Origin of the sequence: Pseudoalteromonas arctica, assembly GCF_012927645.1 — a bacterium.
GTDB classification, from domain to species: domain Bacteria; phylum Pseudomonadota; class Gammaproteobacteria; order Enterobacterales; family Alteromonadaceae; genus Pseudoalteromonas; species Pseudoalteromonas arctica_A.
The window spans coordinates 1-14,844 of sequence record NZ_JABBMT010000016.1; the positions used below are offsets into that span (position 1 = coordinate 1).

The window sequence follows — 14,844 nt, forward strand, 5'->3', positions numbered from 1 at the left end:
TAAGTTTTACTCGACTCACTGAGTAGCTCGTGCCTCGCTATGCGTTGCGCTCTGCCGTCTCAGTGGGGTCGCATTATAGGGAGAACAGATTTTAACGCAAGCGTTTTTTTAAGAAAACTTGAAATAACATGCTGTTCGTTCACTATTCATGCCAAACACTACAAAATACATACTTATTTTACGTTTTAATAACTTTATTAAGTAATTTAATCTAAAAAACCCAGTGAAAATCACTGGGCTTTTATTAAATAACGATTGAACAAAGTTTAATTAAGTTATGCCGTATTGCTCACGATAAGCTTTAACTGCCTCTAAATGTTCACCCATTGTACCTTTGCTTTCAAGGTAACGAATAAGATCGGCAAGTTTTACTATTGAAATTACTTTAGTTCCAAAGTCACGTTCTACTTCTTGAATTGCAGACAGTTCGGCTTTGCCTTTTTCTTGACGATCAAGAGCTATCAATACACCACTTAGATCCGCACCATTTTCTGCAATAATTTCCATAGACTCACGAATTGCTGTGCCAGCAGTGATCACGTCATCTACCAACATGATTTTGCCTTTTAGCTCAGAGCCTACTAATGTGCCGCCTTCACCATGTGCTTTCTTCTCTTTACGGTTAAAGCAGTAAGGCACATCTTTATTGTGATGATCTGCAAGTGCAACAGCAGTCGTTGTTGCAATTGGAATACCTTTATAAGCAGGACCAAATAAAACATCGTAGTCAATACCCGCGTCTTCAAGGGCCGCAGCATAAAAACGACCAAGACGAGCAAGGTCACGCCCGGTGTTAAATAAACCCGCATTAAAAAAGTAAGGGCTAGTACGGCCTGATTTTAAAGTAAACTCGCCAAATTTAAGCACCTGCTTTTCAAGGGCAAATTCAATAAACTCTATTTGATAATCTTTCATTACTATTAAACCTATTACTTTATTAAGCGAGTGCTTGCTTCTGAACGTCAATGATTTCGCGAATTGAATGTTTAGCTAAAGTTAGCAGCTCATCAAGCTCATCAAACGAAAACGGTTCGCCCTCGGCAGTCCCTTGCACTTCAATAATTTTACCTGTTTCGGTCAATATTACGTTCATATCTGTTTCAGCGTCAGAATCTTCTAAGTATTCTAAATCGCTAATAGCTTGACCTTTATAGATACCAACCGAGATTGCAGCGATCATAAATTTAAGTGGGTTTGAGTTAATCATACCTTTACTACGCATATGGGTAAGCGCATCGACTAGAGCAACACAAGCACCACTGATTGATGCAGTACGAGTTCCGCCATCAGCTTGAATCACATCACAATCGATTGTAATCGTGTTCTCACCTAGCGCTTTTAAATCAACTGCGGCACGTAGTGCGCGTGCAATTAAACGTTGAATTTCCATAGTACGACCGCTTTGCTTGCCTCGCGCCGCTTCACGGCCATTTCGGGTATGGGTAGAGCGCGGTAGCATACCGTACTCAGCTGTGATCCAGCCTTTACCTTGGCCTTTCATAAAACGCGGTACACCTGATTCAACAGTGGCTGTACAAAGTACTTTAGTGTTTCCAAATTCAACCAACACTGAGCCTTCAGCATGCAAAGTGTAATTACGTGTAAATGTAACCGGTCTAATTTGGTTAGGTGTTCTTTCACTTGGACGCATTCACGATCCCCTTAATTCAGAATTTCCCACATTATATGTATATATAGCTGTAGATGCCATGCTGATTTAAACAAAAGCAAATTGTAAAATTCGCAGCAACAAAAATTTCCGCTAGAGCTTAACCAGTGTTACGGTATAATCACTTTTAAAATTGTTTAATAAAACTAGGAAACCATCCATGATCCACAGTATGACTGCTTACGCGCGTCGCGAAATAAAAGGCGATTGGGGCACTGGCACCTGGGAAGTTCGTTCAGTAAACCAACGTTACCTTGAAACCTTTATCCGCGCACCTGAGCAATTTCGTGGCATGGAGCCGGTTATTCGTGAACGCTTACGGAAACACTTACAACGCGGTAAGGTCGAAGTATTTTTAAAGTTTGTTGCAAATCCTGCCCATGTTGGTGAGCTTTCGATCAATGAAGCATTAGCAGCGCAACTTATTAATAGTGCTAAATGGGTGCAACAACAAAGTAATGGTGATATTAACCCTGTTGATATCTTACGCTGGCCTGGTGTTATGGAAGCTGAAGAACTAGATATGGACAGAGTTAACACCACACTCATTGCTGGTTTTGATCAAGTGATTGAAGATTTTAAATCTGCACGTGGTGATGAAGGCGCTAATCTTGAAGAAATGATAGCCACTCGTCTTGATGCTATTTTAGAACAAGTAGCGATTGTTGAAACTCACATGCCGGAAATAGCTAAATGGCAACGTGAAAAACTCGCTCAAAAATTAGCAGATTTAACTACTAATATTGACGAATCACGCCTTGAGCAAGAGCTTATCTACCTTGCGCAAAAACAAGATGTAGCTGAAGAACTAGACCGCTTAAAATCACACATTAAAGAAACTAAAAAAATCCTTAAAAAAGGCGGCGCATGTGGCCGTCGTTTAGACTTTATGATGCAAGAATTTAACCGCGAAGCAAATACCCTCGCCTCTAAATCAATCAATAGCGACATTACCAATGCAGCGGTAGAGCTTAAAGTATTGATTGAACAAATGCGTGAGCAGATCCAGAATATAGAATAAGTGTTTCTTTGCTCAACTTGAGCAGTGTTTAGTTATTAAAGTATAATGGTGTTATCTAAGGCTTGAGTTACTCGTAACTCAAGCCTATTTATTTTTAGTAGAGAACAAAACCATGACGCAAATTCGCGGAAACTTATTTATATTATCGGCACCATCTGGTGCAGGTAAATCAAGCTTAATCAATGCATTGCTAGCAAAGCACAGTGATATGAAAGTATCTGTTTCGCACACTACTCGCTCGCCTCGTCCGGGTGAAGCAAATGGCGTACATTACCATTTTGTAAATGTTGATGAATTCAAATCATTAATTGAAAAAAATGATTTTTTTGAATGGGCGCAAGTATTCGATAATTACTACGGTACATCAAAGCAAGCTATTGAAGAGCAGCTTGCAGCCGGTATTGATGTATTTTTAGATATTGATTGGCAAGGCGCACGTCAAGTTCGTGACTTGGTCGCTGATGTTGAAACCATTTTTATCCTCCCACCGTCAAAAGTTGAGCTTGAAGCACGCTTAAATAATCGCGGTCAAGATTCACAAGAAATCATTGCTGGTCGTATGGCAAAAGCACAATCTGAAACATCTCATTACAATGAATATGACTATCTCGTGGTTAACGATGATTTTGCAACTGCGTTGAAGGAAATTGAGACGATCGTATTGGCAAAACGCTTATCGTTACATAGCCAAGCTATTCGCCATCAAGATTTACTCGTAGACTTACTGCGTTAAATCCTAATTTGGGTTCAGTAAGTATTTTATTTGTTTAAATTAACCACAAGCTATTGGCGAATCTGACTCGGTGCAGTAAACTACGTCTTTGCTTAAAAATTTATTTGGAGTGCTAAGATGGCTCGCGTAACTGTTGAAGATGCAGTAGATGCAATTGGTAATCGTTTTGACTTAATTTTAGTTGCGGCTCGTCGTGCCCGTCAAATCGCAGTTGGTGGTAAAAAACCATTCGTTGATCCTGAAAACGATAAACCAACAGTTGTTGCTTTACGTGAAATTGAACTTGGTTTAGTAGATAGCTCATCAATGGATCTTATTGATCGTGAAGAGCAACAACACCAAGAAGCAGCTGAAATGGCTGCAGTTGCAGCAATTGTAGGCGGCAATCAATAATCTGACATCCTTGTCTGATTTAGCCAACGGCGTAGTATTTCTACTCTAGCCGTTGGCAATCCCTTCTTTTCATCGTATATTCTTAACATACCGTTACCTATTTGCTTCACGAGAACATTGGAGTGTGAATGTATCTTTTTGAAGGTCTAAAAAAGAAAATATCAGAATACTTACCTGCTGCTGATGTAGAGCTGGTACAAAAAGCCTATGTGGTAGCCCGAGAGGCCCATGAGGGTCAAACTCGCTCAAGTGGCGAACCTTACATTACCCACCCTGTTGAAGTAAGCCAAATTCTGGCTGGTATGCATTTAGATCACGAAACGTTAATGGCTGCATTAATGCATGATGTGATTGAAGACACCGACTTTAGCCAACAAGATTTAGCCGAAATTTTTGGCGAGACAGTCGCTGAATTAGTTGAAGGCGTAAGTAAACTTGATAAGCTCAGCTTTAAAGATAAAAAAGAATTTCAAGCTGAAAACTACCGAAAAATGATTATGGCAATGACACAAGATATTCGTGTTATTTTAATCAAACTTGCTGATCGTACTCATAATATGCGTACTCTTGGGGCATTACGTCCTGACAAACGCAGGCGTATTGCCCGCGAAACGTTAGAGATCTATGCGCCGATCGCTAATCGTTTAGGCATTCACGATATTAAAAATGAGTTAGAGGATTTAGGTTTTCAAGCCCTCTACCCGATGCGTCACCGCGCTTTAAAGTCAGAGGTTGCCAAAGCCCGTGGCAACCGTAAAGAAGTCATTTCAAATATCCAAACCGAGCTAACATCACGTCTTGAAGAAGCTGGCATTACAGCTACTGTTTCTGGGCGCGAAAAACACTTATATAGTATTTATAAAAAAATGCTCAATAAAGAGTTACTATTTAATGAAGTCATGGATATTTACGCATTTAGAATTGCAGTTGATTCAATGGATACCTGCTATCGCGTACTTGGCGTTGCCCATAATTTATATAAGCCAATCGAAACGCGCTTTAAAGATTATATAGCAGTACCTAAAACTAATGGTTATCAATCATTGCATTCCTCATTAGTTGGTCCACATGGCATCCCTGTTGAGATCCAAATTCGTACTCACGATATGGACCATATGGCAGATAAAGGGGTTGCTGCGCATTGGATGTATAAAAAATCGGGGGATAGCGCAGGCCATACTGCACAACAACGTGCACGTCAGTGGATGCAAAGTTTGTTGGAATTACAACAAAGTGCAGGATCATCATTTGAATTTGTTGAAAACGTTAAAACAGAGCTATTCCCAGAAGAAATTTACGTGTTTACTCCTGATGGCCGTATAGTTGAGCTACCTATGGGTGCAACCGCCGTTGATTTTGCATACGCGGTCCATACCGATGTTGGTAATACCTGCGTGGGTGCACGCGTTAACCGTAAACCTCACCCATTAAGTAAAGCATTAGACACAGGCCAAACAGTTGAAGTGATTACCAGCTCAGGTGCACACCCTAATGCAACGTGGTTAAACTTTATTGTTACCGGTAAAGCACGTTTAGGTATTCGCAATTACCTGAAGAGCCAACATCATGAAGAAGCTTTATTACTTGGCCGTCGCTTACTCGACTCAGCTTTAGGTGAAACTAAGTTTGATGATCTGCCTGACGAAAATATTAGTCGCGTATTAGCAGAACATGAACTCAATACTGTATTAGAGCTATTAGTTGAGATTGGCTGCGGTAATTTAATGAGCATGTTGATCGCACGCCGCTTATTACAAAATGACACTGATGATTTAGGCGATATGGCTAAAAATGCTAAAGCGACCATTATTGGTACTGAAGGCATGCTAGTTAACTATTCTAAATGCTGTCGACCAGTACCTGGGGATGCTATCACCGCACATATAAGCCAAGGTAAAGGCATCACGGTACACCGCCAAGAATGTAAAAATATTCGCGGCTGGGAAACTGAACGCTCCAAGTACTTGGTTGTAAAATGGGATGATAATCCTGAAAAAGAATATATTGCAGCACTGCGTGTGGAGATCATAAACCACCAAGGCGCACTCGCAAAACTAACCAATGTAGTAGCTACAACCCAAGCAAACATAGTGGAAATTGCCACAGATGAAAAAGAGAGTAATTTATACGTGATAGATTTAGGGATCACCGTGAAAAACCGTGTCCATGTTGCTAATATCATGCGCCGCATTCGCGTAATGCCTGATGTGCAAAAAGTCTATCGTAAAAAATAACATAGGATAATCATGAATAAAGCATTTATTTCTACGGATCAAGCACCTGCTGCCATCGGCACTTATAGCCAAGCAGTAAAAGTTGGTACAGCAGTTTACTTATCGGGTCAAATTCCATTAGTTCCCGCAACGATGGAAGTGATCTCTGAAGATTTCGCAGAACAAACACATCAAGTATTTAAAAATATTAGTGCGGTATGTGAAGAAGCCGGCGGCAACATCCAAGACTTGGTAAAAGTTAACATCTATTTAACTGATCTATCTAACTTTGCAACGGTAAATGAAGTTATGAGCCAATACTTCAAAGCTCCTTATCCTGCTCGAGCAGCGATTGGCGTACGCGCATTACCAAAAAACGTGCAAGTTGAAATTGACGGTATTATGGAATTACCTTCAACAAATTAAGCTTGCAGCAATACACCTAATCATTTATGCTTAGGTGTATTAACTCATCAGTTCCCTTTTCCTCGATCTTCTTGACAGTTATTCAAATATCTAGCACTCTATCCTTATATAATTATATAAAAACCTTTAACTTAAGTGTTGTAAAAGGATGATCCGTGTTTAAGCTTGCTCATAACGGTAATGTACTACTCGATGTTATAGAACATTCGCCGCCTAGTGCCGCTTTTGTTATTGAGGCTCTAGAAAAATCAACATTCTGTGAATGTCGCATAGACTATGATGCTATCAATGCTTTTTTTAAAGAGACTAGTAGCGAACGTAGTTTAGTTGTTGCCAGTAAGCATGACGCCACCCTAACTGTTACACTCAGTGATGATAAAATGTTAGCCACAGGCGAACTTACACTCGCACAAGGTGGTAAAGTTTTAGCACTTGCACAAGCTAAACAACAGCTGATCAAAGCTGGAGTTGCTCGGGGCTACAAACAAGCTTTTTTAGAGCAGCTGCTACAAAAACAATTTGAGTTACCCGCAGGCACTACCGTTAAAGGTATCCTCGCTAAAGGTCGCTTACCAGAAGACGGTAAATCCTCAAAATTACTCCCTCAAGTAAAGACTTTAAAAGAGCGTTTGCATACCCCTAAACTGCGTGAAGATGGCACTGTTGATATGCGCGATTTTGGCAAATTAGCCAGCGTTGAACCCGGTACACTATTAGTTCGACAGCAACCAGCAACCTCTGGAAAAGAAGGTTTTACTGTAAAAGGTGATATCCTTCCGGCCAAAGCAGGAGAAAGTAGCCCGTTAGTTGCTGGTGAGGGCAGCGAAATATCAAAAACCAATCCTCTTGAATTAATCTCAACCATTGCGGGCGTGCCAGTCGAAATTCAAAATGGCATGCGCGTTGATGATATTTTTACTATTGGGGATGTCACAGTTAAAAGCGGCCATATAAACTTTGATGGCAGCATTATTGTCACTCACAATATAGAGCCTGGCATGAAAGTAACCGCAAAAGGCGATATAACTGTGATGGGGACAGTTGAATCCGGAGAACTGACAGCGCAAGGTAATATCACCATAAAACAAGGTGTAATTGGCCACCAACTAGGTGATAAAACGCTTTCGTGTAAAATTATTTGTAACGGTGATATTCATTTATCTCATGCTCAATATAGCTACCTTGAAGGTAATAATATTTTTATTGAGCGCCAAGCTAGCCACTGTGCAATGAAGGCGACTCAGCTTTTACAGATTGGCCAAACAGACAATCCACAAGGGAAGTTATTTGGTGGCGAGATCCTGGATGCCGGAATGATTATCGCTGGTGAAATTGGTAATGAATCTGGCGCTAAAATGCTCATCAACATGGTTGCTTCAGGAAAATCTGTTACTACTGAAACCGATGAATGCCTTAAAGAATTAGCTAAAACCGATGAACAATTAGATACACTGCAAGCAACGCTAGAAAAGGCCGATTTAGTAAAAGATTTAGATAAGAAAAAACTATTACTCGCTAAAATTGGGGCAACTCAGCAACATTATTGCCAACAAGCAGAGCAGCTAGAAAAACGCTTCACAACGCTAGAACAAAATCTATATGAACTACTTGATAATGCTAATTTAGCGGTCAATAAAAAATTGCATTCTGGGGTCGAAATTCATATTTTCGATAAAGTATTAAGAACTAATCGCAGTTACCCTCCTTGTAACGTAAAACTGCAAGAAGGAAAAATAGAGATTGAATTTAAAACCAGTTAATCACAAGCAAATAGAGACTAACAGCTGATAGTCTCTATTCTTGTCTACGTTATAAAATACCAACCACCTGCTGTTTTAACTCTTCAGGCCATACACTTACTTGCACTTGGCCGATGTGAGGTTTTTGTAATAACAACATCGCTAATCGAGATTGACCAATGCCACCACCGATTGTTTGTGGTAATTTTTTAGCTAAAAGTTGCTTATGCCAATCAAATTCTAAACGTGCTTCATCCCCGGTAATTGCAAGCTGCGCAACTAATGCTTCTGGTGATACGCGAATACCCATTGATGAAATTTCCAACGCATCTTCAAGCACAGGGTTCCACAGTAAAATATCACCATTTAAGCCACTGTATTGCTCGCAGGTCTGAGTCGACCAATCATCGTAGTCAGGTGCGCGTACATCATGAATTTTACCATCGGCTAATGCGCCACCAATGCCTATCAAAAATACCGCACCATATTCTTGTGTAATCGCTTTTTCGCGCTGCTTGGCGGTAAAATCAGGGTACATTTGACGTAACTGCTCACTGTGTACAAAAGTAATATCAGCAGGTAGAAATGGTGATATACCAAATTCATCAGCAACAAATTGCTCGGTTGCTTTTAAGCCTTTATACAAGGCTTGTACTGTTTCTTTTAACTTATCAAGAGAGCGCTCAGAACTGGCACAAATTACTTTCTCCCAATCCCACTGATCAACATAAACAGAATGTATGGGACTTAATGACGCTTCATCTGGGCGCAATGCTTTCATATGCGTGTATAACCCCTCGCCGACTGCAAAACCATGCTCAGCTAACGTTTTGCGCTTCCACTTAGCAAGCGAATGTACCACTTCAAATTGACTCGCTGGAATAGTTTTAACTGTTACCGCAACCGCATTTTCAGTGCCACTTAGGTTATCTTGGATACCATCGCCTACTCTTGCCAAAATAGGCGCTTGTACTTCAATTAACCCTAGCTGTTGTTCCAGTTGGTGTGAAAAATACTGTTTAACTTTACTAATTTGCAGCTGTTGCTGAATAAAGTGTGAACTCATAATAATTGGCCTCATTCCCAGTTATTGTTACTTGCATAAATGCATGATTGCACTGTAAGCAACCATATCGTTAAAGCAATCCTCAATCATTTTGCACTTTAATTCAATAACCAATAACAAAAACACCTTTGATATATTAATTTGATTAATTTAGTGGTATAAAAAATGATGGTTCAATAATTTAAAGATGATATTTATATGGAAAATTATCAAATCGATAATCTTGATAAACAGATCCTCCACGCATTAATGGATAATGCCCGCACAGCCTATGCAGAATTAGCCAAACGGTTTGCCGTTAGCGCAGGTACAATTCATGTACGGATTGAAAAAATGAAGCAAGCGGGGATCATTACCGGCACCCAAGTTAGCGTCAATGCTAAACAGTTAGGCTACGATGTATGTTGTTTTATTGGCATCAACCTCAATAATGCCCGAGACTACCCACAAACCTTATTGCATTTAAAAGAGCTTGAAGAAGTAGTTGAGGCTTATTACACAACCGGTAACTACAGTATTTTTATTAAGGTAATGACACGTTCAATTGATCATTTACAAGATGTATTGATCAATAAAATTCAAGCTATCGAAGCAATACAGTCAACCGAAACCTTAATTTCATTACAAAACCCAATTAGCCGCTCAGTAATGCCTTAAAACGGTAATTCCCGTATAATAGTGGCAATTTTATGAGTTCAGACAAGGCTAAAAATGGAAAACACTCGCTATCATCGCATTAAACACGTACTAGATCGTCGTCAAACCGATTTAACCGTGTGCTTAGAAGATGTGCATAAACACCATAACTTGTCTGCAATTGTTCGCAGCGCTGATGCAGTGGGTTGCCATAATGTTCATGCAGTATGGCCACAAAACCAAAAATGGCTCACCAATAACACCTCTGGGGGTAGTAAAAATTGGATCGCAACTCACTTACATAAAGATATCGACAGCGCTGTGGCTATGATGCGTCAGCATAATCCGCAAGTACAAATACTCGCCACTAACTTATGCCCTGATGCAGTTGACTACCGTGAGATTGATTACACCCTACCAACAGCCATTATTGTCGGCCAAGAAAAAACGGGGATCTCTCCACAAGCACTTGCCCACGCAGATAAAAACATAATTATTCCAATGCAAGGCATGGCGCAGTCTCTGAATGTGTCTGTAGCTGCTGCACTGATCTTATTTGAGGCACAAAATCAACGCCTGCAAGCCGGCTTATACGATCGCACTATGCTGGATGAGAGCATAAAGCATAAGATGCTATTTGAAGGTTGCCATCCTATCATTGCACAAAAATGCAAAGAAAAATCGCAACCCTATCCAGCCCTCGATGAAACTGGTGAAATCATCGCTGATGATGAATTTTGGCACAAATTAAAACATGCTTGATGACAAGCCTGTTCGCACGTAAACTAAAAAGTATCTAAAAATGAAAGATTTGAGCGTATTGTGTCAAAGCCAACTTTAAGTCGCTACCCAATCACTGACCTCAAAGGCGTTGGTCCAAAGATGGCCGAGCGGCTAAAAAAACTCGGTATTAGCACAGTGCAAGATATGCTCTTTCATCTACCGCTTCGATATGAAGACCGCACCCGTATTTATGCTATCAGTGATTTAGCTGTACATAGTCATGTCAGCATAGAAGCCACCATAGATACCAGCCAAATTACCTTTGGTAAACGTAAAATGCTCGTTTGCCAAGTAAGCGATGGCACTGGACGACTTACCCTGCGATTTTTTAATTTTACTGCAGCACAAAAGAATACTTTAAGTAGCGGCAAGGTGATCCGCTGTTTTGGCGAGGTACGCCGTGGCCGCGTCGGCTATGAAATGACTCACCCTGAATACAGCCTCAGCGATACACCAAGCGAACAACCAACCGCAACCACACTAACGCCAGTTTACTCGACAACGGAGGGGTTAAAACAACTGTCGATCCGTGCATTAAGTGATCAGGCGATTACATTACTTGAAAAATATCAGGTAAAAGAGTTATTGCCAGTGCAATTCCAACACGCAGGTATGGACTTAACTCAGGCACTGCTACTTTTACATCGCCCCGCTAATGATGTAGATATCACCGCATTAGAGCAAGGCCTGCACCCAGCGCAACAACGTTTGGTGTTTGAAGAGTTACTGGCGCAAAACCTGAGTTTATTAAAATTACGCCAACAAGGACAACAAGTAAAAGCGGTTGCTCTGAACCCTATTAATCATCTGGAGCATGATTTTTTAGCGCAGCTCCCCTTTGCTCCCACCAACGCGCAAAACAAAGTCGTCGCTGAAATAAAAAACGATTTGCAATCTCCTTATCCAATGATGCGCTTAGTACAAGGCGATGTTGGCTCAGGTAAAACCCTGGTTGCGGCACTGAGTGCCTTAACAGCTATTGCACAGGGCTATCAGGTAGCATTAATGGCACCCACCGAAATTCTGTCAGAACAACATGGCATCACTTTCGAAAATTGGTTTACGGCTTTAGATATAACTACAGCATGGCTCGGTGGTAAAACCAAAGGAAAAGAACGCAGCGCAACGCTTGAAAAAATAGCGTCAGGTGAAGCGCAAATGATTGTTGGAACTCATGCGTTATTTCAAGAACAAGTAACATTTAATAACCTAGTGCTTATTATTATTGACGAACAACACCGCTTTGGCGTCCACCAGCGCTTATCGCTACGAGAAAAAGGCCGCTTTGGTGATTGCTACCCCCATCAACTGGTTATGACAGCAACACCGATCCCACGTACACTGGCGATGACAGCTTATGCCGATTTAGAAACCTCCGTAATTGATGAGTTGCCGCCAGGACGTACCCCAATTAAAACCATCGCACTGCCAGATACACGTCGTGATGAAATTATTGCTCGGGTAAAAACAGCCTGTACCGAGCAAGGCCGCCAAGTATATTGGGTGTGCACCTTAATTGATGAATCGGAAGCATTGCAATGCCAAGCAGCAGAAGATAGCGCACTGCAATTAACTCATGCACTGCCCGAGTTAACGATAGGGTTAGTTCATGGCCGTATGAAAGCAGCAGAAAAGCAAGCTATTATGAGCGAGTTCAAAGCTGGAAACATCCATATATTAGTGGCGACAACGGTCATTGAAGTCGGTGTGGATGTGCCAAATGCCAGTTTGATCATCATTGAGAATCCTGAACGACTTGGCCTTGCACAATTACATCAGTTGCGTGGTCGAGTTGGTCGTGGTGCAATCGCATCCCATTGTGTGCTTTTATACCACGCACCGCTATCTCATACTGCACAAAAACGCTTGGCTGTTCTAAGAGATAGCAATGACGGTTTTGTAATTGCTGAACGTGATTTGGAAATTCGTGGTCCAGGTGAAGTGCTCGGCACTAAACAAACAGGTTTAGCGGAATTTAAAATTGCTGACTTAACCAGAGATAAGCACACACTCAACTTAGTCAGACCTATCGCACTACAAATGCTCCGCCAGTATCCTGAACAAGTAGAGCAACTAATCAATCGCTGGCTTGCGGGTAAATCAGTGTATGCACAAGCTTGATAGTAAAAAGCCTTACTGTAATAAGTAAGGCTTTTTCAACAGTCTAAAGACTAAAACTTGTATTCCATGCCAACACCTAAGTAATCTTGATCAACATTACTGTCCATATCAAAATTAGTATAGAAGGCAAATAGCGTGGTGTTTTTGCTCAATGAGTGATCAACACCAGCAGAGATAGCAGACTTTTTGTCACCCGCATCAAAATCCATTACTTGGTATTGAACTTTAAATGTATTGCTATCAAGGGTGTAAGCCGCATTAACTAAATAGCCATCGGCATCATCGCTACCATCCACTTTTTCTTGGCTTTGGTACATTGCACCTAATTTAAAATCAGCTACTTTACCTTGCACTGTAGCACGCACAATATCATAACCATTAACCTCACTATCGGCAGCAATTGAGGCATAAACGTTGCTTTTCTTCAGTCCAGCATCGCCATAAGTAAGTGCTAAAGAATAACCATTATCGCCTTCACTCTCTTTTTCAGCAACGTAAGTTGCAAGCACTTTAAAACCACTTAAATCCTTTGATGAATAAGTTAGCGTATCACTAAGACGGTTTTCACCTTTAAATAAATTTTTGATATCACCTTCAAGGTTATCAAATAAATCCAACTTTCCTTGTGATTGTTTGAAAGCAGTATCATTACGGCCAATCACGAGTTGACCAAACCCACCTTTTAAACCAACGTATTGATTACGTGACGTAACCGTATCTTTAGAATCATCCGAAACATTAACTTGAAATTCGAATTTATAAATAGCTTCTAAGCCATCACTGATGTTTTCAGAGCCTTTAAAACCGATTCGTGATGCATTACTTTTAATTTCACTGAATGACCCTTCACCGTCATCCGAAGATTGCACAGAGACATTTGCTTTACCATACACATCAACCTCAGCAAATGTAGAAAAAGATAAACCACTTAACACAGCTAGTAATAGGCTCGACTTTGCAAATTTCATATTATTTCCTCAATAAACGCAACAGACTAATTTTTAATTCGCTGCATTTTGCCTGCATTAAGTGACACAAATATTACAATGGAAACATTTATGACTCATAGCATTCATGAAAATGAACAACAAAAGATATCAAATCAACATAAAACTGTAATATGAAGCTTACTTAGCACTAAATTCACTGCTTATTGTTGGTGTTAATTCCAGTAATAAATTAACCAACCTCTCAAGCAAAGGTTGTTGTTCATTATCTCGGTGATAAGCGACAAAAATATCCCGAGAAGTATGTTCCACATCAGACACTCGATGTAGCTCCCCTTTATCTAGATGGCTTTTCGCTAAAACTTCAGGAATAAATGCACTACCTCCACATTGTAGTATTAAATCTAGTGCAATGCGTCCTGTGCTGGTGCGAAAATATGGTGGCGTGTGGCCAGTAAATTGCCGTGCATGCCAAAGTGAGAAGGTAGTTCCCCAGTCAACATAGACATATTGATTATCAAAAAAATTTTCATTCGCAGTTCCTGCAAATGCGCTGATAGGTATAATTGGTAAGGTGCAAATACGCTCAACGACTAATTCATCTACTTTTGGTGGGTCAAATAAAATCGCAAGATCTAAGGTGCGTTCCAATAATAATCGTGTACTTTCTTGCTGTGCTTTTACTTCAGCCACCAGCGATACCCCTGGCATTGCAGAAACAATATTAGTGATACCAAACTGTAAAAAAGCATCCCAAATATTGGGAGTCCCTGCTAAGCTCACTTGCTTATGCATATTATCAGCAAGAGCAACATCGACTTTAGCTCGTTGCATACCAGTAATAATCATTTGCGCATGCGGTAATAAGCGCTCGCCTGGTGCAGTCAATTGGATGTTATTACGTTGGCGGATAAATAAATTAACCCCTAGTCCTTGTTCTAATTGGCGAATTCGAAAACTCACCGCAGACTGCGTAATATAAAGGTTTTCAGCCGCTTTACCAAAGTGACGAGTACGTACCACTTCAACAAAGGTTTTCAATAAATCTATATCCAATTATTTATCCTCACGATAAAAATTTTTTGTTTAATAAATTA

At 40.5% G+C, this 14,844-nt stretch carries 14 protein-coding genes; 9 read left to right on the plus strand and 5 right to left on the minus strand.

The window, feature by feature from the left end; translation table 11 throughout:
* Positions 1 to 270 precede the first annotated feature (270 nt).
* Both pyrE and rph read right to left on the minus strand, forming a co-directional pair.
* Positions 271 to 915, minus strand: a complete 645-nt coding sequence (gene pyrE, locus HHO47_RS11205) for an orotate phosphoribosyltransferase (protein ID WP_169020366.1) — start codon at positions 913 to 915, stop codon at positions 271 to 273.
* Between the two features lie 22 nt (positions 916 to 937).
* The gene (gene rph, locus HHO47_RS11210; RefSeq protein ID WP_145237114.1) at positions 938 to 1,651 is read right to left on the minus strand and encodes a ribonuclease PH; all 714 of its coding nucleotides are present in this window, start codon (positions 1,649 to 1,651) and stop codon (positions 938 to 940) included.
* A gap of 178 nt (positions 1,652 to 1,829) precedes the next feature.
* On the opposite strand from rph, the gene HHO47_RS11215 reads away from it, so the two are divergent.
* The 6 genes from HHO47_RS11215 to HHO47_RS11240 all read left to right on the plus strand — a co-directional run bounded on the left by HHO47_RS11215 (position 1,830) and on the right by HHO47_RS11240 (position 8,215).
* Entirely contained in the window at positions 1,830 to 2,690 is an 861-nt protein-coding gene (locus HHO47_RS11215) for a YicC/YloC family endoribonuclease (RefSeq protein ID WP_169020367.1), read from the plus strand.
* 112 nt (positions 2,691 to 2,802) lie between these two features.
* A complete protein-coding gene (gmk, locus tag HHO47_RS11220) occupies positions 2,803 to 3,423 on the plus strand; it encodes a guanylate kinase (RefSeq protein ID WP_169020368.1) in 621 nt (206 codons plus the stop codon).
* Positions 3,424 to 3,540: 117 nt separating this feature from the next.
* Positions 3,541 to 3,816 (plus strand): DNA-directed RNA polymerase subunit omega, encoded by a 276-nt coding sequence (rpoZ, locus tag HHO47_RS11225; protein ID WP_016709396.1) that lies wholly within the window; start codon positions 3,541 to 3,543, stop codon positions 3,814 to 3,816.
* 128 nt (positions 3,817 to 3,944) lie between these two features.
* On the plus strand, positions 3,945 to 6,050 hold the full coding sequence (gene spoT, locus HHO47_RS11230) for a bifunctional GTP diphosphokinase/guanosine-3',5'-bis pyrophosphate 3'-pyrophosphohydrolase (RefSeq protein WP_169020369.1): 2,106 nt from the start codon (positions 3,945 to 3,947) through the stop codon (positions 6,048 to 6,050).
* Positions 6,051 to 6,062: 12 nt separating this feature from the next.
* Entirely contained in the window at positions 6,063 to 6,455 is a 393-nt protein-coding gene (locus tag HHO47_RS11235) for a RidA family protein (RefSeq protein ID WP_169020370.1), read from the plus strand.
* 155 nt (positions 6,456 to 6,610) lie between these two features.
* Complete coding sequence (locus HHO47_RS11240) at positions 6,611 to 8,215, plus strand: FapA family protein (protein WP_169020371.1); 1,605 nt, start codon at positions 6,611 to 6,613, stop codon at positions 8,213 to 8,215.
* 49 nt (positions 8,216 to 8,264) lie between these two features.
* Here the strand turns inward: HHO47_RS11240 and asnA are convergent, their stop codons facing one another.
* The gene (gene asnA, locus HHO47_RS11245; protein ID WP_169020372.1) at positions 8,265 to 9,260 is read right to left on the minus strand and encodes an aspartate--ammonia ligase; all 996 of its coding nucleotides are present in this window, start codon (positions 9,258 to 9,260) and stop codon (positions 8,265 to 8,267) included.
* 198 nt (positions 9,261 to 9,458) lie between these two features.
* Here asnA and asnC point away from each other — a divergent pair, with 198 nt between their 5' ends.
* From asnC to recG, 3 genes are read left to right on the plus strand one after another with little or no spacing between them, the layout of a single operon-like run.
* Positions 9,459 to 9,917: a transcriptional regulator AsnC gene (gene asnC, locus HHO47_RS11250; RefSeq protein WP_145237092.1), complete on the plus strand. Its 459-nt coding sequence runs from the start codon at positions 9,459 to 9,461 to the stop codon at positions 9,915 to 9,917.
* 54 nt (positions 9,918 to 9,971) lie between these two features.
* On the plus strand, positions 9,972 to 10,658 hold the full coding sequence (trmH, locus tag HHO47_RS11255) for a tRNA (guanosine(18)-2'-O)-methyltransferase TrmH (RefSeq protein WP_169020373.1): 687 nt from the start codon (positions 9,972 to 9,974) through the stop codon (positions 10,656 to 10,658).
* Between the two features lie 60 nt (positions 10,659 to 10,718).
* Positions 10,719 to 12,800 carry an ATP-dependent DNA helicase RecG gene (recG, locus tag HHO47_RS11260; protein WP_169020374.1) on the plus strand — a complete coding sequence of 694 codons (2,082 nt, stop codon included), beginning with the start codon at positions 10,719 to 10,721 and terminating at the stop codon, positions 12,798 to 12,800.
* Between the two features lie 50 nt (positions 12,801 to 12,850).
* Here recG and HHO47_RS11265 read toward each other — a convergent pair whose 3' ends face one another.
* Positions 12,851 to 13,768, minus strand: a complete 918-nt coding sequence (locus HHO47_RS11265) for a porin (protein WP_169020375.1) — start codon at positions 13,766 to 13,768, stop codon at positions 12,851 to 12,853.
* Between the two features lie 159 nt (positions 13,769 to 13,927).
* Positions 13,928 to 14,803 (minus strand): LysR family transcriptional regulator, encoded by an 876-nt coding sequence (locus HHO47_RS11270; protein WP_169020376.1) that lies wholly within the window; start codon positions 14,801 to 14,803, stop codon positions 13,928 to 13,930.
* Positions 14,804 to 14,844 lie beyond the last annotated feature (41 nt).